General features: G+C 67.7%; 19 protein-coding genes. 15 read left to right on the top strand and 4 right to left on the bottom strand.

The genetic code is table 11. The features are described 5' to 3' along the window. The first annotated feature begins 8 nt into the window (after nucleotides 1–8). The 8 genes from AC3WLC_RS07460 to AC3WLC_RS07425 all read left to right on the top strand — a co-directional run bounded on the left by AC3WLC_RS07460 (nucleotide 9) and on the right by AC3WLC_RS07425 (nucleotide 7947). Nucleotides 9–968: an ABC transporter permease gene (locus tag AC3WLC_RS07460; RefSeq protein WP_493683299.1), complete on the top strand. Its 960-nt coding sequence runs from the start codon at nucleotides 9–11 to the stop codon at nucleotides 966–968. Continuing rightward, on the top strand, nucleotides 965–1822 hold the full coding sequence (locus AC3WLC_RS07455) for an ABC transporter permease (protein ID WP_493683298.1): 858 nt from the start codon (nucleotides 965–967) through the stop codon (nucleotides 1820–1822). The genes AC3WLC_RS07460 and AC3WLC_RS07455 overlap by 4 nt, the downstream gene beginning before the upstream one ends. Nucleotide 1823: 1 nt before the next feature. Next, nucleotides 1824–2810: an ABC transporter ATP-binding protein gene (locus AC3WLC_RS07450; RefSeq protein WP_493683297.1), complete on the top strand. Its 987-nt coding sequence runs from the start codon at nucleotides 1824–1826 to the stop codon at nucleotides 2808–2810. Continuing rightward, on the top strand, nucleotides 2807–3781 hold the full coding sequence (locus AC3WLC_RS07445) for an oligopeptide/dipeptide ABC transporter ATP-binding protein (RefSeq protein WP_493683296.1): 975 nt from the start codon (nucleotides 2807–2809) through the stop codon (nucleotides 3779–3781). Before AC3WLC_RS07450 ends, AC3WLC_RS07445 begins: the two co-directional genes overlap by 4 nt. Next, nucleotides 3781–4779, top strand: coding sequence for an Ldh family oxidoreductase (locus AC3WLC_RS07440; RefSeq protein WP_493683295.1), 999 nt, complete (start codon nucleotides 3781–3783; stop codon nucleotides 4777–4779). The genes AC3WLC_RS07445 and AC3WLC_RS07440 overlap by 1 nt, the downstream gene beginning before the upstream one ends. Further along, entirely contained in the window at nucleotides 4776–5960 is a 1185-nt protein-coding gene (locus AC3WLC_RS07435) for a mandelate racemase/muconate lactonizing enzyme family protein (RefSeq protein ID WP_493683294.1), read from the top strand. Before AC3WLC_RS07440 ends, AC3WLC_RS07435 begins: the two co-directional genes overlap by 4 nt. Nucleotides 5961–6117: 157 nt before the next feature. Continuing rightward, nucleotides 6118–7119, top strand: coding sequence for an ornithine cyclodeaminase family protein (locus tag AC3WLC_RS07430; RefSeq protein WP_493683293.1), 1002 nt, complete (start codon nucleotides 6118–6120; stop codon nucleotides 7117–7119). A gap of 15 nt (nucleotides 7120–7134) precedes the next feature. Further along, entirely contained in the window at nucleotides 7135–7947 is an 813-nt protein-coding gene (locus AC3WLC_RS07425; protein ID WP_493683292.1) for a phosphate/phosphite/phosphonate ABC transporter substrate-binding protein, read from the top strand. 50 nt (nucleotides 7948–7997) lie between these two features. Here AC3WLC_RS07425 and AC3WLC_RS07420 read toward each other — a convergent pair whose 3' ends face one another. From AC3WLC_RS07420 to AC3WLC_RS07405, 4 genes are read right to left on the bottom strand one after another with little or no spacing between them, the layout of a single operon-like run. Beyond that, complete coding sequence (locus AC3WLC_RS07420) at nucleotides 7998–9473, bottom strand: amidohydrolase family protein (RefSeq protein WP_493683291.1); 1476 nt, start codon at nucleotides 9471–9473, stop codon at nucleotides 7998–8000. A gap of 2 nt (nucleotides 9474–9475) precedes the next feature. After that, complete coding sequence (locus AC3WLC_RS07415; RefSeq protein WP_493683290.1) at nucleotides 9476–10777, bottom strand: TRAP transporter large permease; 1302 nt, start codon at nucleotides 10775–10777, stop codon at nucleotides 9476–9478. Continuing rightward, nucleotides 10774–11370, bottom strand: a complete 597-nt coding sequence (locus tag AC3WLC_RS07410) for a TRAP transporter small permease subunit (RefSeq protein WP_493683289.1) — start codon at nucleotides 11368–11370, stop codon at nucleotides 10774–10776. The genes AC3WLC_RS07415 and AC3WLC_RS07410 overlap by 4 nt, the downstream gene beginning before the upstream one ends. Before the next feature lie 48 nt (nucleotides 11371–11418). Then, nucleotides 11419–12462, bottom strand: coding sequence for a TRAP transporter substrate-binding protein (locus AC3WLC_RS07405; RefSeq protein ID WP_493683288.1), 1044 nt, complete (start codon nucleotides 12460–12462; stop codon nucleotides 11419–11421). Between the two features lie 293 nt (nucleotides 12463–12755). On the opposite strand from AC3WLC_RS07405, the gene AC3WLC_RS07400 reads away from it, so the two are divergent. The 7 genes from AC3WLC_RS07400 to AC3WLC_RS07370 all read left to right on the top strand — a co-directional run bounded on the left by AC3WLC_RS07400 (nucleotide 12756) and on the right by AC3WLC_RS07370 (nucleotide 17711). Further along, nucleotides 12756–13517, top strand: coding sequence for a maleate cis-trans isomerase family protein (locus tag AC3WLC_RS07400; RefSeq protein WP_493683287.1), 762 nt, complete (start codon nucleotides 12756–12758; stop codon nucleotides 13515–13517). 53 nt (nucleotides 13518–13570) lie between these two features. Then, nucleotides 13571–14263 carry a GntR family transcriptional regulator gene (locus AC3WLC_RS07395; protein ID WP_493683286.1) on the top strand — a complete coding sequence of 231 codons (693 nt, stop codon included), beginning with the start codon at nucleotides 13571–13573 and terminating at the stop codon, nucleotides 14261–14263. Beyond that, the gene (hydA, locus tag AC3WLC_RS07390) at nucleotides 14260–15663 is read left to right on the top strand and encodes a dihydropyrimidinase (protein WP_493683285.1); all 1404 of its coding nucleotides are present in this window, start codon (nucleotides 14260–14262) and stop codon (nucleotides 15661–15663) included. Before AC3WLC_RS07395 ends, hydA begins: the two co-directional genes overlap by 4 nt. A 180-nt stretch (nucleotides 15664–15843) precedes the next feature. Further along, entirely contained in the window at nucleotides 15844–16746 is a 903-nt protein-coding gene (locus AC3WLC_RS07385; protein ID WP_493683284.1) for a DnaJ C-terminal domain-containing protein, read from the top strand. Between the two features lie 2 nt (nucleotides 16747–16748). Beyond that, on the top strand, nucleotides 16749–17024 hold the full coding sequence (locus AC3WLC_RS07380) for a chaperone modulator CbpM (protein WP_377006253.1): 276 nt from the start codon (nucleotides 16749–16751) through the stop codon (nucleotides 17022–17024). Nucleotides 17025–17074: 50 nt separating this feature from the next. Further along, nucleotides 17075–17302, top strand: a complete 228-nt coding sequence (locus AC3WLC_RS07375) for a hypothetical protein (protein WP_346363628.1) — start codon at nucleotides 17075–17077, stop codon at nucleotides 17300–17302. A 154-nt stretch (nucleotides 17303–17456) separates the two neighbouring features. Beyond that, complete coding sequence (locus AC3WLC_RS07370) at nucleotides 17457–17711, top strand: DUF2171 domain-containing protein (RefSeq protein WP_493683283.1); 255 nt, start codon at nucleotides 17457–17459, stop codon at nucleotides 17709–17711. Nucleotides 17712–17939 lie beyond the last annotated feature (228 nt).

Here is a 17939-nt window from a genome sequence, read left to right as displayed (position 1 = left end):
TGCCCCGGATGAGTGAAACGGCTCACTACGTCGCCATTCGGCTGGCGACCACGGCCATGATCGTGCTCGGAGCGATGCTCCTGCTCTTCGCCCTGTCAGCGCTCGTCCCCGGCGATCCGGCGACCGCCCTACTCGGGCCTGCCGCGACGCCGGAATATGCCAAGCGTTTCATCGCGGAGATGGGGCTGGACCAACCCTGGTACCAGCGCCTCTTCACCTTCCTCGGCAACATCCTGCTCGGCAATCTCGGGACCGACGTGCTGTCGGGGCGGCCGGTGACGCGGGTCATCGCCGACGTGCTGCCCTACACCTTCATCCTCACCTTCACGGCGATCGGCCTCGCCGTCGCCATCGGCGTGCCGCTCGGCTGCTATGCCGCGACGCATCGCGGCTCGGTGCTGGACCATGTCTTCGCCTTCGTCAGCGTCGCCTTCATCGCGATCCCGGCCTTCGTGATCGCGATCTTCCTGCTGCTGATCTTCGCGATCTGGCTGAACTGGCTGCCGGTGCTCGGCGCCGGCGAGGCGAGCAGCTGGCTCGACCAGGCCAAGCGCCTGATCCTGCCGACGATCGCGCTCAGCGTCGGCTGGATCGGCTTCATCGCCCGGCTGGTGCGCAGCTCCATGCTGGAAACCATGGGCGAGAACTTCATCCGGCTCTCGCGCGCCTATGGCCTGCCGAGCCGGCTCGTCACCTACAAATACGCGCTGAAGAACGCCTGCATCCCGACGCTGGCCGTGCTCGGCATGGGCGTCGGGCGGCTGCTCGGCGGCGCCGTGCTCATCGAGATTGTCTTCGCCCGTCCCGGCCTCGGCCGGCTGATGTTCGACGCGATCTCGACCCGCAATTTCCCCGTGCTCCAGGGGGCGGTGCTCGTCGTGGTGCTTATCTTCGTGCTGACGAACCTGCTCGTCGACATCAGCTACGCGGCGATCGACCCGCGCATCCGGCGGCAGGGCTCCCGATGACCAGCCTCATCGCCATCAGGCGCACCTTCGGCCGCATCATCTCGACGCTGGGTGGTGCCGTCGGCACCGTCATCATCGTCGTGGTCATCGGCGCCGCCATCCTCGCGCCACTGATCGTGACGCATGATCCCGACGCGCTCGACATCCTCAACCGCTTCTCCGGCCCGTCGGCAGCCCATTGGCTGGGCACCGACCATCTCGGACGCGACCTCTACAGCCGCCTCGTCTTCGGGGCGCAGGTGGCGATGCTGGTCGCGCTGATCGCGATCACCTCCGCCCTGGTGCTGGGGACGCTGCTCGGCATCCTGGCGGCGACGCTCAGCACGCGCTGGGAGCGGGTGATCCTGATCGTCTTCGACATCATCTCCTCCTTCCCGAGCCTCGTCCTGGCGCTGGCGGTGGTGGCGGTGTTCGGCCCGTCCACGGCGCTGGTGACCGCGATCGTCGCGGTGACGCTGGTGCCGCATTTCGGCCGCGTCGCCCGCGCCCAGATGCTGACCCTGCGCAATGCGCCCTTCATGGAGGCCGAACGCCTGCTCGGTACCTCCGCGACGCGGATCGTGCTGTCGCATGTGCTGCCCAACATCGCCGGCCCGCTCGTCGTGCTGGCCAGCATCGACATCCCTGTCGTCATCACCATCGAGGCCGGGCTGTCCTTCATCGGGCTCGGCGTGCGCCCGCCGCTCGCGAGCTGGGGCACGCTGATCTATGACGGCTATGCCTATCTCTCGGACTCGAAGATCCCGGTGATCGTCGCCAGCGCGGCGCTCGCCGTCGCGACGCTCGGCTTCACCCTGTTCGGGGAAGCGCTGCGCGACGCCGTCGACCCTCGCCTCGACCGGGGAGGACATTGAGATGGCCGCTCACTCCGATCCGATGGTCGCGATCCGCAACCTCAGGCTCGACGCCAGGACCGACCAGGGCCCGGCCCATATCCTGCGCGGCATCGACCTGGATTTCGCGCGCGGGCGCATCATCGGCGTCGTCGGCGAATCCGGCTCCGGCAAGTCGACGCTGGTGTCCTGCCTGCTGCGGCTCCTGCCCAACAATCTCGACAAGATCGAGGGCGAGATCCTGTTCGAGGGCACCGACCTGCTCAAGCTGCTGCCCGCGCAGATGAACGACTGGCGCGGCCGGAAGATCGCGATGATCTTCCAGGACCCGATGACGGCGCTGAACCCGCTCTTCACCGTCGGCACCCATCTGCGCGACATCCTGCGGCGGCGCTTCCCGCAGCTGTCGCGGCAGGAGATCAGGGAGCGCAGCCTCGCCATGCTGACCAAGGTCGGCATCTCCGACGCGTCGGCGCGGCTGGGTGCCTATCCGCACCAGCTCTCGGGCGGCATGCGCCAGCGCATCGTCATCGCCCTGGCACTGCTGGTCGAGCCCGACCTCCTGCTGGCGGATGAGCCAACCACGGCGCTCGACGCCACCGTGGAGGCGCAGATCGTCGAGCTGCTCGACCGGCTCCGCCAGGACTTCTCGGGGTCGATCGTCTTCATCTCGCACCATCTCGGCCTGGTCGCCGAGCTCTGCGACGATCTCTGCGTGATGTATGGCGGCGCCATCGTCGAGACCGGCCCGGTCGCCGAAGTGCTCGCCCGGCCGCGCCATCCCTATACGCGCGCACTGCTCGATTGCGAGATTGAGGACGGCCAGGAAGGCCGGCTGGCGACCATCCCGGGCGAAGTCCCGAGCGCGACCTGGACAATGGACGCCTGCATCTTCGCCAGCCGCTGCGCACATGCGGCCGAGATCTGCCGGCAGGGCCCTCCGGCGCTGCTGCCGGTCGGCGATGGCCGCAAGGCCGCCTGCAAGCGATCGCTCGAGGTGCTGCCATGACCGCGGACAACTCCGCCATCCCGCCCGTGATCGCGCTGGAGGATGTCAGCGTCGTCTTCGGCGGCAAGGTACGCGCCCTCGACGGCGTCTCCCTGCACCTGCACCGCGGCGAGATCGTCGGGCTGGTCGGCGAATCCGGCTCCGGCAAGAGCACGCTGTGCCGCACGCTGATGGGGCTGGGCGAACCGACCTCCGGCAGCGTGACAGTCGACGGCGAACCGCTCGGCGCCCGTCTCGCCCGCGACAGGCTCGGCTTCCGGCGCGAGGTCCAGATGCTGCTGCAGGATGCGGTGGCGTCGCTCTCGCCGCGCATGCGGGTGCGCAAGCTCGTCGAGGAGCCGCTGCATGTGCACAAGCTCCCGCTGGAGGACGGACGCGCGCGCATCGAGGTGCTGCTGAAGCGGCTCGGCCTGCCGGCCAACGCCATGGAGAAGTTCCCGCACCAGCTCTCCGGCGGACAGGCGCGCCGCGTCGCCATCCTGCGCGCGCTCGTCCTGCGGTCCCAGATCATCGTCGCCGACGAGCCGACGGCCGGCCTCGACGTCTCCGTGCAGGGCGAACTGCTCAACCTGATGCTCGATTTGCACGCCGAGTTCACGCTGACCTATCTGATCGTCAGCCACAATCTCAACGTGATCCGGCGGATCACCACGCGCAGCGTCGTGATGTATCTCGGCCAGGTGGTCGAGGAAGCCTCGACGGCCGCCCTGTTCCGCAGGCCCGCCCATCCCTATACGGCAGCCCTCCTCTCGACCAACCCAGCGGTCGACCCGGCCAGGCGCCGGGAGCGGATCGTGCTGCGCGGCGAGATTCCGAGCCCGATCAACCTGCCCAGCGGCTGCCGCTTCCACACGCGCTGCCCGCGCGCGGCAGCGCGCTGCTCGCAAGAGGCTCCGCAAGTGCGCAGCGTCGGCGAGGGACAGAGCGTGCGCTGTCATTTCCCGCTGACCGACGACGTGGTGGCCGCCTGATGCCGATCCTATCCCTTGACGAGATCGAAACCCTGGCCCGGCGGACGCTGGCGGCCTGCGGCGCCAGCGACATGGCCGCTGCCTCGGTGGCGCGCTCGGTGCGCCGTGCCGAGGAGGACGGCCTCGGCAGCGTCGGCCTCGGCTATCTCGGCACCTATCTGTCGCATCTGAGGAGCGGCAAGGTCGACGGCCGGGCCAAGCCTAGCGTCGAGCGCCCGCGCGCCGGCACCGTTCTGGCCGATGCCGGCCACGGCTTCGCCCATCCGGCCTTCGACCGCGCCAGGCCCGTCCTCGTCGCGGCCGCCCGCGAGGCGGGCACGGCGACGCTGGCCATGCGCCGCTCCTATTCCATCGGCGTCGTCGGCCACCCCGTCGAGGATATCGCCGCAGAGGGGCTGATCGCCCTCGCCTTCACCAATTCGCCGGCGAACATGGCGCCCTGGGGCGGGCGCAAGCCGCTCTTCGGCACCAATCCGCTGGCCTTCGCCGCGCCCCGCGCCGGCAAGCCCCCGCTGGTGATCGATCTCGCCACGACGCAGGTCGCCAAGGTCACGCTCACCGCCGCCGCCAGAAAGGGCGGACCGCTGCCGGAGGGCTGGGCCTTCGATGCGGAAGGCCGCCCGACCACCGATCCCGCGGCCGCTCTGGCCGGCTCGATGGCGCCGTTCGGCGGAGCCAAGGGCGCCATGCTCGCGCTCATCGTCGAGATCCTCGCCGCCGGCCTCGCGGGAGCGACCTTCTCGAAGGACGCCTCGCCCTATGCCCGCGCCGACGGCCCACCGCCCGGCGTCGGCCAATGCATCATCGCCTTCGACCCGTCGGCCTTCGCACCTGATTTCCCCGAGCGGATCGAAGACCTTTTCGCCGCGATTGCGGCGCAGGACGGCGCCCGCCTTCCCGGAGACCGCCGGCTCTCGGCCCGCATGACCGCTCGCGCCGATGGCGTCGAAGTCGATCCGGAGCTGCTGGCTCAGATCGAGGAGATCGCCGCCACATGAAGATCGCCGCCATCCGCGCCACCCCGGTGAACATCCCGCTGGAAGCGCCCTATCTCTGGTCATACGGCTCGCTCGCCGGCTTCTCCAAGACCATCGTCGAGGTCGAGACCTCGGACGGACTCGTCGGTCTCGGCGAGGGCCCCTCCCCGGCCAACGCCGCCACCATCCTCAATGGCTTCGCTCCGCGCCTGATTGGGCAGGACGCTTTCGACATCGCCGCCTGCGAACGGCTCTGCCTGCCGTCCTGGCGCGGCGTCTATACCGATGTCGACTTCGCCGGCATCCGCGCGTTCGGCGCGATCGAGATGGCGCTCTGGGACCTACGCGGCAAGGCCGCCGGCCGCCCGCTCCACGATCTCTTCGGCGGCCGCGTGCGCGATGCCGTGACCTTCACCGACTATTTCTCCTTCCGCGAGCAGAAGGACGGCGTCGGCGGCGAGAGCGATCCGCAAGCCGTGCTCGACTACTGCCTGCGCCAGAAGGAGCGCTTCGGCACGACGATGTTCGAGGGCAAGCTCTCGACCGCGGACCCTGCGCCCTCGATCCGCACGCTGGAGCTCCTGCGCGATCGGCTCGGCGACGACGCCGTCCTGCGCGTCGATTCCAACAAGGCCTATTCGCTGGCGACAGCGACGCGCATCGCTCGGGCGATCGAGCCGCTCGGCATCCGTGCCTGGGAGGATCCGGTCGCGACCTTCGAGGACATGGCCAAGCTGCGCCGCCACACCGCCATCCCGTTCTCGGTGCACACGCCGGACCTGCGCCGGGCCGTCGCGCTCGGCGTGCCCGACGCCTTCTGCACCGACGTCAACGTCCATGGCGGCATCGGCCGCGCACTCAAGTTCATCGCCGCCTGTGAGCAGATGGGCCTGGATTTCTGGTGCTATTCCGGGGATTCCGGCATTGCGAGCTCGGTCTATCTGCATCTTGCGGCTGCGCATGATCATATCCGCGAGCCCTCGCAGTCGCTGTTCCACATGCAGCCCTTCGACGTCATCGAGGAAGGCCCCTTGCGTCCGCGCGGCAATCTCGTGCCGGTGCCGACCGGCCCAGGCATCGGCGTGACGCTGTCGAAGGACAGACTCGCCTTCTGCCACCGCCATTTCGTCGAGCATGGCCCGTTCGACAAATTCCACGACCCGGACCGGCCGGGCGTGTTCAGGAGACTGCCGCTGTCGTGACGATCTGAAAGCAGGCGGACGCCGGAGACCATGGGAGCGCCGACAGCCGCTCCTCCCCGGCCGCACCGCAGGATGACGAGCCGAACCGGCGCAGGACGCCGCGCCACCGCGCGGCGAAGCCTGGCTTGCGCCCCGAAAACCAGACCCGGAGGGAATGATGAAGGCGATCTACATGGATTATCTCAACCGCCTCGACGTCGAGGAGCTCGCCATGACCGATGGCGAGATCCTGGAGGCGATCGAGACCAGCCTGGCGACGCAAGGCCGCGGCGAGAGTGTGATCGAGCCGCGCGTCCATCTCGAACCCGGCGTCGCCAACGGGCATTTCAACGTGCTGCGCGGCGCGCTCAAGGAGCCGATCGACTCCGCCGGCGTGAAGGTGGTCGGCGACTTCGTCGACAACTACAAGCACGGCCTGCCCTCGGAGCTGGCGAGCCTGCTGCTGTTCGATCCGCGCACCGGCGTGCCCAAAGCCTTCCTCGATGCCAGCGCCATCACCGACATGCGTACCGGGGCGGTCACCGCCATCGGCGCGAAGTATCTCGCACGGAAGGGCTCCAAGATCCTCGGCCATGTCGGCGCGCGCGGCACCGCCTACTGGAATGTGCGGCTGCTGAATCACCTCTTCGACTTCGACGAGATCCGCGTGCATTCGCGCCGCCCAGAGAGCCGCAACGCCTTCGCCGAGCGGCTCGCCCGCGACCTCGGCAAGCCGGTCGTGGCGACCGAGGACTGGCAGTCCTGCGTCGAGGGCGCCGACATCGTCGTCGAGGCCTCGCGCCTCGACGCGCCGACGCCGATGCTGAAGACGGGCTGGATCAAGAAGGGCGCCTTCGTCGTGCCCTATGGCACGATGAGCGCGATCGAGCTTTCGCTGACCGACATCATGGACAAGCTCGTCGTTGACGACTGGGGCCAGTGCAAGGGCGGCAAGTTCGGCAGCCTGCGCGCCCATGTCGAAGCCGGCAAGCTCTCGGCGGAGACGCTCCATGCCGAACTGGGCCAGATCGTCGCCGGCCTGAAGCCCGGCCGGCAGAGCGACGACGAGACCAACCTGTTCTGGCATCGCGGCCTATCGCTCTCCGACATCGCGCTCGGCCACGCGATGCTGAGCAAGGCGCGCCGGCTCGGCATCGGCCAGCGCCTGCGCTACGCCTGAGACGGACGGCAGCCGATGCGCCTCGTCGCCAATGCCCGCATGTATGCCGCCACGGCCGACGCGGCGGCAGCCTGGACAGCCTTCTTCGGGTGGCTGTCGCAGGCGAGCGGCGTCGATCTGGAGATCATCGACCACGGCTTCCCCAAGCCGATGGCCGAGCTCTGGCAACGCGGCGACCTCGGCTGCGTCTTCATGTGCGGCAGGCCCTGGCGGCGCGCAGATCCAAGGCCGGTTCCGCTCGCAGCGCCGGTGCCGGCAGCCGCCGGCTATGGCGGCCAGCCGCGCTACTGGAGCAATCTCGTCATCCGCGCCGACGGACCGATCAGCAGCCTGGAGGACAGCTTCGGCGGCCGGCTCGGCTATACGATCGAGGAGAGCCAGTCCGGCTTCAACGCCTTGCGCCATCATCTGCTGCGCTGGCGCACGCCCGCGAGACCACAGCTCTATCGCGAGAGCATCGGTCCGCTCCATACGCCGCGCGGCGTGGTCAGGGCGTTGCTCGCCGGACAGATCGATGTCGGCCCGCTCGATTCCTATGCTTTCGATCTGATGCTGCAGGACCCGGACGATCCGGCGCATGGCCTGCGCGCCGTCGCCAGCACCGAGCCGGCACCGCTTCCGCTCCTGGTTGGATCCCCCCTGCTCGATCCAGGCACCGCGGAGCGTTTGCGGACCGCCCTGCTCGCGAGCGCCGACGACCCAGTGGCCCGCCCGATCCTCGACCGGCTCCTGCTCGAGCGTTTCGCCCCCGTCGATGCGGCGCGCTACGACATCCTCGAGAGATGGGACGAGGAAGCGATGGGCTCGGGGTACCCCGAGCCCGCCTGACACGTCACGCGCCGGCGGCAGCTCCGCCGCGACCCGCCGCCTTCAGCCGTTCATGTCCCGCCGGCGGCAACGGCGGCGTAATGGCGGCGCAAGGCCTCGGCGAGTTCCCCCGCCAGCTGCCGCGTTCCGGCATCGAGCCGCGTCTCGGCAGCGGTCCGGCTCGCCGCGGCGCGGATGCTCTCGGCTTCCGCCGTCACCGATGCGCCGCGCCGATGCAGGATGCGGCCGCCGACCATGGTCATGACGATGTCGCGGCCGGTGGCCCGCGCCAGCATGGCTTCGAGCATCGGCATCTGCGGATCGAGATAGGCGCCTTCCGAGCCGGCCAGATCGATCGCGACCAGATCGGCCTTGAAGCCGTCGCGGATGCGTCCAGTGTCAGCGAGGAAGGCGGCCTCCGCCCCCCATTCCGTGGCGACGGCGATGGAGGTGCGGAGCTGATCGCCAGCGGCAGCCGTGGCGCTGCGTCCGAGCAGGCGCCCGAGCCTAAGCTCCGACAGATAGTCCTCATTGTCGTCAAGCGCGCAATTATCGGTGCCGAGGCCGAAGCGGATGCCGGCCTCCATCAGCGCTGCGACCGGCGGAGCGCCGTTGCCGAGGCGCATATTGGAGCCGGGATTGACGACGATCCTGAGGTCGAGCCGAGCCGCCTCGGCAATGTCGCCCGCGCTCGCATGCACAAAATGGGCGGCGCTTGCACGGGTCTCGAAGACGCCGAGGCGTTCCAGCCGCGCCAGCACGCCTTCGGGATAGAGCGAGCGCGCACAGGCGGCCTGCGCCGGCGATTCCAGCAGATGGAAATGCAGGCCGAGCCCATGCTCCCGCGCATCGGCCGCGAGCGCCCGCCAGGCTTCGTCGCTCACCCATTGCGGCCCGGCCGGCCCGTAGGCGAAGGAGAGCCGCGGATGCCCGGCATAGTCGGCGCGAAGCCGCGCCATCAGGTCGATCGTCCCGGCCAGCGGCAGATAGCCGGGTTTGCCCGCCACAATGAGGGCTCGCACCTCGGGCGACAGGGAAGACAGGAACGTCGTCTCGTCCACCGGCGGGTAGACGAGGCCGCCGCGGTCGGCATAGCCGACGCAGATCGTGGCGCGCAGGCCGGCTTCGTCATAGGCGCGGATCGAGGCGCGCAACTCCGCCTCATAGTCACCCGAGCCATAGGAATAGTTGGCGTGCAGCGTCGCCGTGACGCCGTTCTCGATCATCTGGAGCGCGGCGAGCCGGGTCACGGCATGGACATCCGGCACGCCGCGCCCGCGCCGGCGGGCGATCCAGGGCTCCAGGCTGTCGTCGGGGAAGCCGAGCTGGATCTGGCTGAGGCCGCGCCCGTGCTGATGCGCGTTGACCAAGCCGGGCATCAGGCAGGCATGGCCGAGGCAGACGGTCTCGGCGCCAGGATGGGCGGCGTGGATATCGGCCGCCGGCCCACAAGCGACGATGAGGCCGTCTCGCACGGCCACCGCCCCGCCCGCGATCACGGGCGAGGCGGCGTCGCGCAGGACATGGTCCGCTTCGAGGACGAGCATGCTCAGAACAGCTTCTGCGGCAACCACAGCGCCATCTGCGGCCACGCCACGAGCAGGGCCGTGAAGGCCAGCATCAGCAGCACGAAGGGCAGCGATCCGTAGATCACGTCCATGATCGAGCCGTGGTTGCGCACGCCCTGGACGACGTAGAGGTTCATCCCGATCGGCGGCGTGATCAGGCCGATCTCCATCATCAGCACCAGGAAGATCCCGAACCAGACCGGATCGATGCCAAGATGCACGACGAGCGGGAAGACGACGGGCAGGGTCGCGATCATCATGGACAGGGTTTCCATGAAGCAGCCGAGGATCAGGTAGAAGATCACCAGCACCAGGATGATCTCGAGCTGCGTCGCGCCGAACTTTGAGACGAAGCCGGTCAGCGCCTGCGGAATGCCGAGCACGCCGATCACGAAGTTGAGGAAATGCGCGCCGACCATGATCAGGAGGATCATCGAGGAGATGCGCACCGTCGCGATCATGCTCTCGTGCAGCAGCGAGAGCGAGAAGCCCTTGCGCGCCATCGCCACGCCGATCGCGCCGACGACGCCGACCGCGGCCGATTCCGTCGGCGTCGCCCAGCCCAGATAGATCGAGCCCATCACGATCACGAAAATCACGAAGGGCGGGAAGATGTCGAGCAGGCTCTTGATCTTTTCCGCCGTGGACCTCGCCGGAAGGGTCGGTCCCGCGACGCTGGGCTTGAGGATCGCCATCACCACGATCAGCGCCATGAACAGCGCGGTCAGGAGCAGGCCCGGCACAATGCCCGCCGCGAAGAGCTGGCCGATCGAGGTGTTCGTCATCGACCCGTAGATGATCATATTGATCGAGGGCGGGATCAGGATGCCGAGCGTCGCGCCTGCGGCGATCGAGCCGGTGGTCATGCGGTCGTCGTACTGGCGCTCGCGCAGCAGCGGCAGCGCGACGGTGCCGATCGTCGCCGCGGTCGCGACCGACGAGCCGGAGACCGCCGCGAACACCGCGCTTGCGCCGATATTGGTATGCAGCAGCCCGCCCGGCAGGCGCCGCAGCCAGTCCGAGAGGCAGCGATAGAGCCCGTCGGCGACGCCGGAGCGGACCAGGATCTCGCCGAGGAAGACGAAGAGCGGGATGGCGGTCAGGATGAAGTCGTTCTGGCCGCTCCACATCTGGTTGCCGAAGCCCATCAGGGTCGGCCAGCCCAGGAAGCCCCAGGCCCCGATGAAGGCGGTCAGGAAGAGCGCGACCGCCACGGGCAGCCCGATCATCATCAGGCCGAGCATCATCACGAAGCCGATGGCGGCGCCGGTCACACCGATCATTGGCCGGTCGCCTTCATCTCGAGGGAGGACACCGTTTCTTCTTCGATGATCTCCTCCAGCGTCTTGACGCCGTAGAAGCGGTTGAGACGGCTGCGCCCCTGCCCGATCAGCCAGCTCGCATGCAGCGCGACCGCGGTCGCGGTGATCGCGAAGAACAGCAGCCCGGCGAACCAGAGCAGCTGCGGCTGCCAGAGCGGCGTCATCAGCGGCGTTCCGGAGAGCGCCTGGAACTCGATGCTCTCGCTCAGCGCAGCATAGGAGCGCCAGGCCATGAAGCAGGCCATCAACGCGATGCACCAGGCCGAGACCAGGTTGAGGATCGCCTGCGGCCCGCGGCCGACGCGCTCGATCAGGATCTCGACGCGGGTATGGGCCCGTTCCAGCAGGGCATAGGAGAAGCCGAAGGCGGCCAGGATCGCCAGCACATAGCCGCCGAATTCGTCGCCACCCTGCAGCGACACGTTGACGAAGCGCCGCAGCAGGATTTCGGCGGTGACGAGCAGAGCGAGCCCGAGAAGAAGATAGCCTGCGAGCAACGCCAGCCATCTGGCGGCGGGCAGCAAAGCGCGCGCGACCGGGTTTTCCGGAGTCATGGACCAATCCCTTGGAAAAAGGGCCGCCCCATCGGACGGCCCTGTCGATTACTGGATGGTCAGGCCCGCTGCCGCGCCCGCCGTCTCGTTCCACTTGGCCGAACAGGTGGCGTCGACGGCGTTGCAGGTTTTCTTCCAGATCGGCAGCACGACCTTCTCCGCGACCTCCTTGATCGCCTGCCGGTCGGCGGGGCTGATCTCGACCAGCTTCATCGTGAACTTCTTGTGTGCCTTGCAAGCGGCCTGGCCGGTGCTGCAGGCCGTCGCGTCGTCATTGGCGGTGATCGCGAGATCCCAGAGCTGGTCCTCCAGCGCCTTGAACTGGACCATCAGCTTCGCCTGCTGCTCGGGCGAGAACTTCTTCCAGGTGTCGAGATTGATGAAGTGGCCCTGCACCGAGCCGGACACTGAGAGCGGCAGCAGATGCGTCGTCACCTCCGGCCAGTTGCCGGTATTGCCCGAGGTCGGCGACGTCACCCCGCAGGAGGCGACGCCGCGCTGCAGGGCCGGATAGACCTCGGAGAACTGCAGCGTGACCGGCGTCGCGCCGAAATGCTCCAGCATGGCCGACATGGACGGGGTGAAGGAGCGGACCTTCAGCCCCTTTAGGTCCTTCAGGCTCTTGATGTCGTGGTTGCAGTAGAAGACCTGCGGGCCGAACGGCCACAGCGCCAGGACCTTGGCGTTGAAGCGCTTCTGCAGGCGCTCGTCGAAGGCCGCACGGTAGGCGTCGACGACCTTGCGCTGGCCCGCCATGTCGGTGGCGACGCCGATCAGGTCGACGCCCTCGAAGAAGGGATCGTCGCGCGAAGCCATGCCGATCTGCACGGACATGACGTCGAAGGAGCCACCGCGCAGCATGCGCAGCGCATCCGGCGCCTTCACGCCGACCACGTCCATCGGGTTGTAGTTCATCGCGATCGGAACGCCCGACTTGGCGCCGAGCGCGTCGAAGAAGGCCCGCTCGATGTCGACCTGCTTGACGTTCTGCGAAAAATTGCCGGCCACCCGCAGCGGCGTCTGCGCCGAAGCCGGCGAGAGACCGACTACCAGGCCGGCGGCGAGTACCGCGCTCGCGATGATGCTTCTCATGGTGCCTTCCCCTTTTGCATTATGAATACAGTTTACGCAGGCGCTGCCGATAATCTCCTCATTCCCGGCAAACCTGTCTCCCAGGCAAAATCCTCCTTGACCCGAGCGAGCTGAAAGGCATCGCGCAGTTCTGATTTTCATCGCTTTCGATCAGGTTATCGAGAAAAATCCACCGCACAACCGAAAAAATGAAATCGAGACGCGGCTTGCCAAACCAGCAGAACCCGCTGCATAAAAAACGCCCAGCTCGCATCCTGGAGCTTGAGGCGATCCGGTGAATAGGCAGTTTCTGCATGCAATATGACAAAAAGCCGATTCTGGTCGGGATGCTCACCCCCTCGTCGAACACGGTGCTGGAGCCCTATACGGCCGCGCTCGCCGCGCCGCTTTTCCCGCGGGTCAGCGTCCATTTCAGCCGCTTCCGGGTGACCAAGATCGCGCTGGACGAGGCCTCGAACAGCCAGTTCACGCTGGAGCCGATCCTGCAGGCGGCCGAGCTGCTCGCCGATGCCCGCCCCGATGTCATCGCCTGGAACGGAACCTCGGCGAGCTGGCTCGGCTTCGACAGCGACGAGAAGCTCTGCGCCGCGATCACCGAGCGGACCGGCGTTCCCGCGACCAGCGCGATCCTCGGGCTCAACCGCCTGCTCGCGACGCTGGGCGTGCGGCGCCTCGGGCTCGTGACGCCCTATACCCCGGACGTGCAGAGTAGGATCATCGCCAATTACGCCACGGCCGGGATCGAGACCGTCGCCGAGAGGCATAGCGGCCGCACGGACAATTTCTCCTTCGCCGAGGTTCCGGAAGCCGACATCGCCAGGATGTGCCGCGAGGTCGCCGCCGCGCGTCCCGACGCCATCGCCATCGTCTGCACCAATATGCGCGGGCCGCTGATCGCGCCGGAGCTCGAACAGGAACTCGGTATCCCGATCCTCGATTCCGTCGCCTTCACGCTCTGGGGCTGCCTCGACGCGATCGGCGTGGATATGCTTCCTTTGCGCAAGTTCGGCCGGATGTTCGCCTGCCGACCCGCTCCTTTGTCCGCGTCAGCATGAGGCAGGCCGTGCAGGCATTCTCGGCATTTCCGGAAGAGCAGGACGTGCCGAGCATGGCCCCCCCGACCCTGCACGACCGCCTGATCGTGCGGTTGCGGGCGATCTTCCTCAACGGCGAGCTTCCGGAAGGCAGCCGCATCCCCGAAGTCGCGCTCAGCGAGCGCTTCGGCGTGTCCCGGACGCCGCTGCGCGAGGCGCTCAAGGTCATGGCCGCCGAAGGCTTCGTGATCCTGCGCCCGAATCGGGGCGCGGTGGTCGCGCCGATCGACCCGACCGAGATCGCCCCCCTCGTCGAGTTCAAAGGTGCGCTCGAGCGCCTGATCGGCCTGCTCGTTCCGGCTCGCGCCAGCAATGCGGACATTGCAGAGCTCGAAGGGTTGCATCGCGAGCTCGGCGAGACCCTGATCCGGCAGGACCATGCCGATTATACCCGCCTCAACTACGCCTTCCATCAGCGCCTGGCCCAGGCGACGCGAAACTCGGTGCTCGTGCAGAACTACGAGGCGGTGCAGCAGAAGATCTGGCGCTACCGCTTCACCATCAACGAGCTCTCCGAACGGCTGGCCGCCTCCTATGCCGAGCATGAGGGCATCATGGTCGCCCTGCGCGCCCGCACCCGGCTCGATCTGGCCGAACGCCTGGAAGAGCACAACCGCCTGACCGGCGAGGCGATGGCGCAGGCGCTCGCCACCAGCGGCAGGCTCGGCCCATCCACCAAGAGCCGGAAGCGGAACCGATCGGCATGACCCAGTTCGACACGATCATCCGCGGCGGGCGCATTTCGACCGCATCGGACACCTTCCATTGCGACATCGGCATCAGGGACGGCCGCATCGTCGCGCCCGGCGAGCAGCTCGGCAGCGCCGCCAATGTCATCGATGCCACCGGCAAATGGGTCTTGCCCGGCGGGATCGACAGCCATGTGCACGTCTCGCAGCCCTCCGGCGAAGGCATCGTCATGGCCGACGATTTCGAGAGCGCGACACGCTCGGCGGCGCTCGGCGGCAACACCACCATCCTGCCCTTCTGCACGCAGGAGAGCGGCGTTCCCCTGCGCGAAAGCGTCAAGGCCTATCACGCCAAGGCCGAAGGCGCCTGCTACACGGATGTCGCTTTCCACCTGATCATTTCCGAGCCGACCGAGAGCGTGCTGGGCCAGGAGCTGCCGGCGCTCGTGCGCGACGGCTACACCTCCTTCAAGGTCTTCATGACCTATGAGGGGCTGGCGCTGAGCGACTTCCAGATGCTCGAGGTGATGGCGGTGGCGCGCGATACGCGTGCTCTCGTCATGGTCCATGCCGAGAACTACGACGTCATCCGCTACCTGACCGACCAGCTCGAACGTGCCGGCAGCACGGCGCCGCGCTTCCATGCCACCTCGCGCCCGATCATCGCCGAGCGGGAGGCGACTTATCGGGCGATCTCGCTGGCCGAATTGTCGGATGTGCCGCTGATGGTGGTGCACGTCTCCAATCGCGAGGCGATGGAGGAGATCCGGCGCGCCCAGCAGAAGGGTCTCAAGATCTTCGCGGAGACCTGCCCGCAATATCTGACGCTGACCGCTGATGATCTCGACGGCCTCAACATGGAGGGCGCCAAATATGTCTGCTCGCCGCCGCCGCGCGACGCCGCGAGCCAGCAGGCCTGCTGGGAAGGCCTGCAGCAGGGCGTGTTCTCGGTCTTCTCCTCGGACCATTGCCCGTTCCGCTACGACGACCCGCAGGGCAAGCTCGCGCCGAAGGGCCGGACCAGCTTTCGCTGGGTGCCGAACGGCATTCCGGGCGTCGGCGCGCGCCTGCCGATCCTGTTTTCGGAAGGGGTGATCAAGGGGCGGATCGATATCAACCGCTTCGTCGCGCTGACCGCGACCAACCATGCGAAGATGTACGGACTCTCCCAGCGCAAGGGCACGATCGCGGTGGGAGCCGATGCCGACATCGCGATCTGGGACCCGCAGGTCGAGCAGACGCTGACGCATGCGATGGTGAACGACGGCTCCGACTACACGCCCTATGAAGGCATGAGGATCACCGGCTGGCCCGTGACGACCCTCGTGCGCGGGCAGATCGTCGCGCATGACGGCCGGATCGAAGCCCGCAAAGGCCATGGCACCTATCTCAGGCGCGACATCAGCCAGTTCGCCTGAGACGGATTTTCGCGTCCTGGGCTGAGCGTCTTCGTCGCCCAGCTCCCTGCCCCCGAATCTCGGCGCCCTCACGGCCGAGATCGATGCGCCGCGCCCCGAGGGGTTTGCGCTCGGGCGCCTGTCGGTGCACGAATTGGCTTTCGCGCCAGGCGCGGTCGACGACATCTTTCGGAGTGGCCCGTGAGAAATCCTTACGAGGTTCTCGGCGTAGCCGCGGCGGCCTCCGCCGCCGAGATCCAGAGCGCCTATCGCAAGCTGGCGAAGAAGCTGCATCCCGATCTCAACCCCGGCGACAAGGCGGCGGAGGAGAAGTTCAAGGAGGTGGCCGGCGCCTACGACCTGCTCAGCGATGCCGACAAGCGCAAGCGCTTCGATACCGGCGAGATCGATGCCTCCGGCGCCGAGCGGCCGCAGCACCATTACTACCGGGATTTCGCCTCGTCGGATCAAGGCAACCCTTACGCCGACGCGTCCGGCTTCGCCGACTTCATGGACGAGGACGATGCCCTCGCCGAATACCTGCGGCGCAGCCAGAGGGCACGGGCGAACCGGCGCGGGCAGGATCTGCACTATCATCTGGCGGTCGACTTCGCGGATTCGATCGCCGGCGCGACCAAGCGCCTGACCCTGCCCGATGGCGGTACGATCGACGTGACGATCCCGCCCGGCCTCGTCGACGGCCAGACGCTCAGGCTGAAGGGCAAGGGCGCGCCCGGAACGGGCACGGGCGGCCCGGGCGATGCGCTGATCGAGATCGAGGTCAGGCCCGACCGGCGCTTTGCCCGCGAGGGCGACGACATCACGCTCGAATTGCCGATCTCGCTGACCGAGGCGGTGCTGGGCGGGCAGGTACGGGTGCCGACGCCGACCGGCGACGTCACCATGTCGGTGCCGAAGGGATCGAACACCGGGACGAAGCTGCGCCTGCGCGGCAAGGGTGCGCCACGGCGCGGCGGCGGCCAGGGCGACCAGTTCGTCGTCCTCAAGGTGGTGCTGCCGAAGTCGCCCGATCCCGAACTCGAAGCCTTCATATCGGGCTGGAAGGCCAAGGACTATGATCCGCGCGAGGGGAGAGCGTCATGAGAATGACCAAGCAGGAGTTCCTGGCCTCGTCCGGACTGCAGGTGCAGGTGCTGGAGTTCTGGCTGGAGCAGCGCTGGCTGATTCCGCAGGAGACGGAAGGCGAGCTGCATTTCCATGACATCGACATCGCGCGCGCCCATCTCATCCGCGGGCTCAAGGACGATATCGGAGCCAATGACGAAGGGATCGACGTGATCCTGCATCTGATGGACCAGGTCCATGGGCTGCGGCGCGCGCTCACCGAGTTGCGCGAGCAGATCGGCGGAGGTCGAAGCTAGATCCCTCGTTTTAGACACGGCCTCGGAGGCACGACTCACAGGAGGACGCCATGACGGAACCCTTCCCCGGCCAGGGCCGGATCGAGATCGACATGCTCGTGCTGCGCGCCCTCGTCCGCAAGCTGGTGGAGAAAGGCGTGCTGTCGTCCGACGACGTCAAGGCGCTGCTGTTCGAGGCGGCCAAGCAGATGAACGAGGTCGGCAGCGAGCAGACCGACCAGGCGGCCCGCAGCATGGTCGCCCAAGATCTGGCGCCGGCCTTCCTGGGCCGGACATGAAGCCTGATCTGCAACGGCAAGACGCGGAAGACGGACGAGGAGAAACTGGAACTGACGTGAGCGCCGGCCGTTAGGCTCCTGCCCGCCCAAAACGGCAGCCGTCGTACCGCCGTAATGTCCACACCCGACAGATCTCACCCAGGAGGAGCTCAGCATGAACGCCAAGGTCAGTGAAGGCATGGAAGTCATCGGCGCCGACGGCGTCCATGTCGGGACGGTCGATCGCGTCGAGGGCGAGCGCATCAAGCTCACGAAGAGCGACGCCTACGGCCAGCACAAGGGGCACCATCACTTCATCGAGCTCGGCTTCGTCGCTGGCGTCGAAGGCGACAAGGTGCGGCTGTCGGCCAATGCCGACATTGCCGTGACGCTGGAAGAGGAAGACTCGGGCAAGCCGGTCGATCTCTGACGATCCCGGCCGCAGCCCCTGCCGGCTGCGGCCGCTCCGTTAGGCTCCCGATCGGTTGGCCCAATACAGCTCCGTGACCTCCCGGCTTCAGGCGCGAAAGCCCTCTCCCGTTCCGGGGGAGAGAGGCACCATATCCTGTCCCAACCCAGATCTGCGCCCCGTAGCCCTTCTGCCAACGGAGAGGGCGGCGTGTCGCCGACGCTCTTCCAACCGGCGCCGCATCGCGCC

It is taken from the genome of Allobosea sp. GW821-FHT03A12, assembly GCF_058986765.1.
This window is presented reverse-complemented; position numbering and strand designations above follow the sequence as displayed.

Excerpts from the sequence above, each read along its gene's own strand:
- AC3WLC_RS07460 (WP_493683299.1), top strand. The coding sequence starts at position 9 with ATGAGTGAAACGGCTCACTACGTCGCCATTCGGCTGGCGACCACGGCC.
- AC3WLC_RS07455 (WP_493683298.1), top strand. The coding sequence starts at position 965 with ATGACCAGCCTCATCGCCATCAGGCGCACCTTCGGCCGCATCATCTCG.
- AC3WLC_RS07450 (WP_493683297.1), top strand. The coding sequence starts at position 1,824 with ATGGCCGCTCACTCCGATCCGATGGTCGCGATCCGCAACCTCAGGCTC.
- AC3WLC_RS07445 (WP_493683296.1), top strand. The coding sequence starts at position 2,807 with ATGACCGCGGACAACTCCGCCATCCCGCCCGTGATCGCGCTGGAGGAT.
- AC3WLC_RS07440 (WP_493683295.1), top strand. The coding sequence starts at position 3,781 with ATGCCGATCCTATCCCTTGACGAGATCGAAACCCTGGCCCGGCGGACG.
- AC3WLC_RS07435 (WP_493683294.1), top strand. The coding sequence starts at position 4,776 with ATGAAGATCGCCGCCATCCGCGCCACCCCGGTGAACATCCCGCTGGAA.
- AC3WLC_RS07430 (WP_493683293.1), top strand. The coding sequence starts at position 6,118 with ATGAAGGCGATCTACATGGATTATCTCAACCGCCTCGACGTCGAGGAG.
- AC3WLC_RS07425 (WP_493683292.1), top strand. The coding sequence starts at position 7,135 with ATGCGCCTCGTCGCCAATGCCCGCATGTATGCCGCCACGGCCGACGCG.
- AC3WLC_RS07420 (WP_493683291.1), bottom strand. The coding sequence starts at position 9,473 with ATGCTCGTCCTCGAAGCGGACCATGTCCTGCGCGACGCCGCCTCGCCC.
- AC3WLC_RS07415 (WP_493683290.1), bottom strand. The coding sequence starts at position 10,777 with ATGATCGGTGTGACCGGCGCCGCCATCGGCTTCGTGATGATGCTCGGC.
- AC3WLC_RS07410 (WP_493683289.1), bottom strand. The coding sequence starts at position 11,370 with ATGACTCCGGAAAACCCGGTCGCGCGCGCTTTGCTGCCCGCCGCCAGA.
- AC3WLC_RS07405 (WP_493683288.1), bottom strand. The coding sequence starts at position 12,462 with ATGAGAAGCATCATCGCGAGCGCGGTACTCGCCGCCGGCCTGGTAGTC.
- AC3WLC_RS07400 (WP_493683287.1), top strand. The coding sequence starts at position 12,756 with ATGCAATATGACAAAAAGCCGATTCTGGTCGGGATGCTCACCCCCTCG.
- AC3WLC_RS07395 (WP_493683286.1), top strand. The coding sequence starts at position 13,571 with ATGGCCCCCCCGACCCTGCACGACCGCCTGATCGTGCGGTTGCGGGCG.
- hydA (WP_493683285.1), top strand. The coding sequence starts at position 14,260 with ATGACCCAGTTCGACACGATCATCCGCGGCGGGCGCATTTCGACCGCA.
- AC3WLC_RS07380 (WP_377006253.1), top strand. The coding sequence starts at position 16,749 with ATGACCAAGCAGGAGTTCCTGGCCTCGTCCGGACTGCAGGTGCAGGTG.
- AC3WLC_RS07375 (WP_346363628.1), top strand. The coding sequence starts at position 17,075 with ATGACGGAACCCTTCCCCGGCCAGGGCCGGATCGAGATCGACATGCTC.
- AC3WLC_RS07370 (WP_493683283.1), top strand. The coding sequence starts at position 17,457 with ATGAACGCCAAGGTCAGTGAAGGCATGGAAGTCATCGGCGCCGACGGC.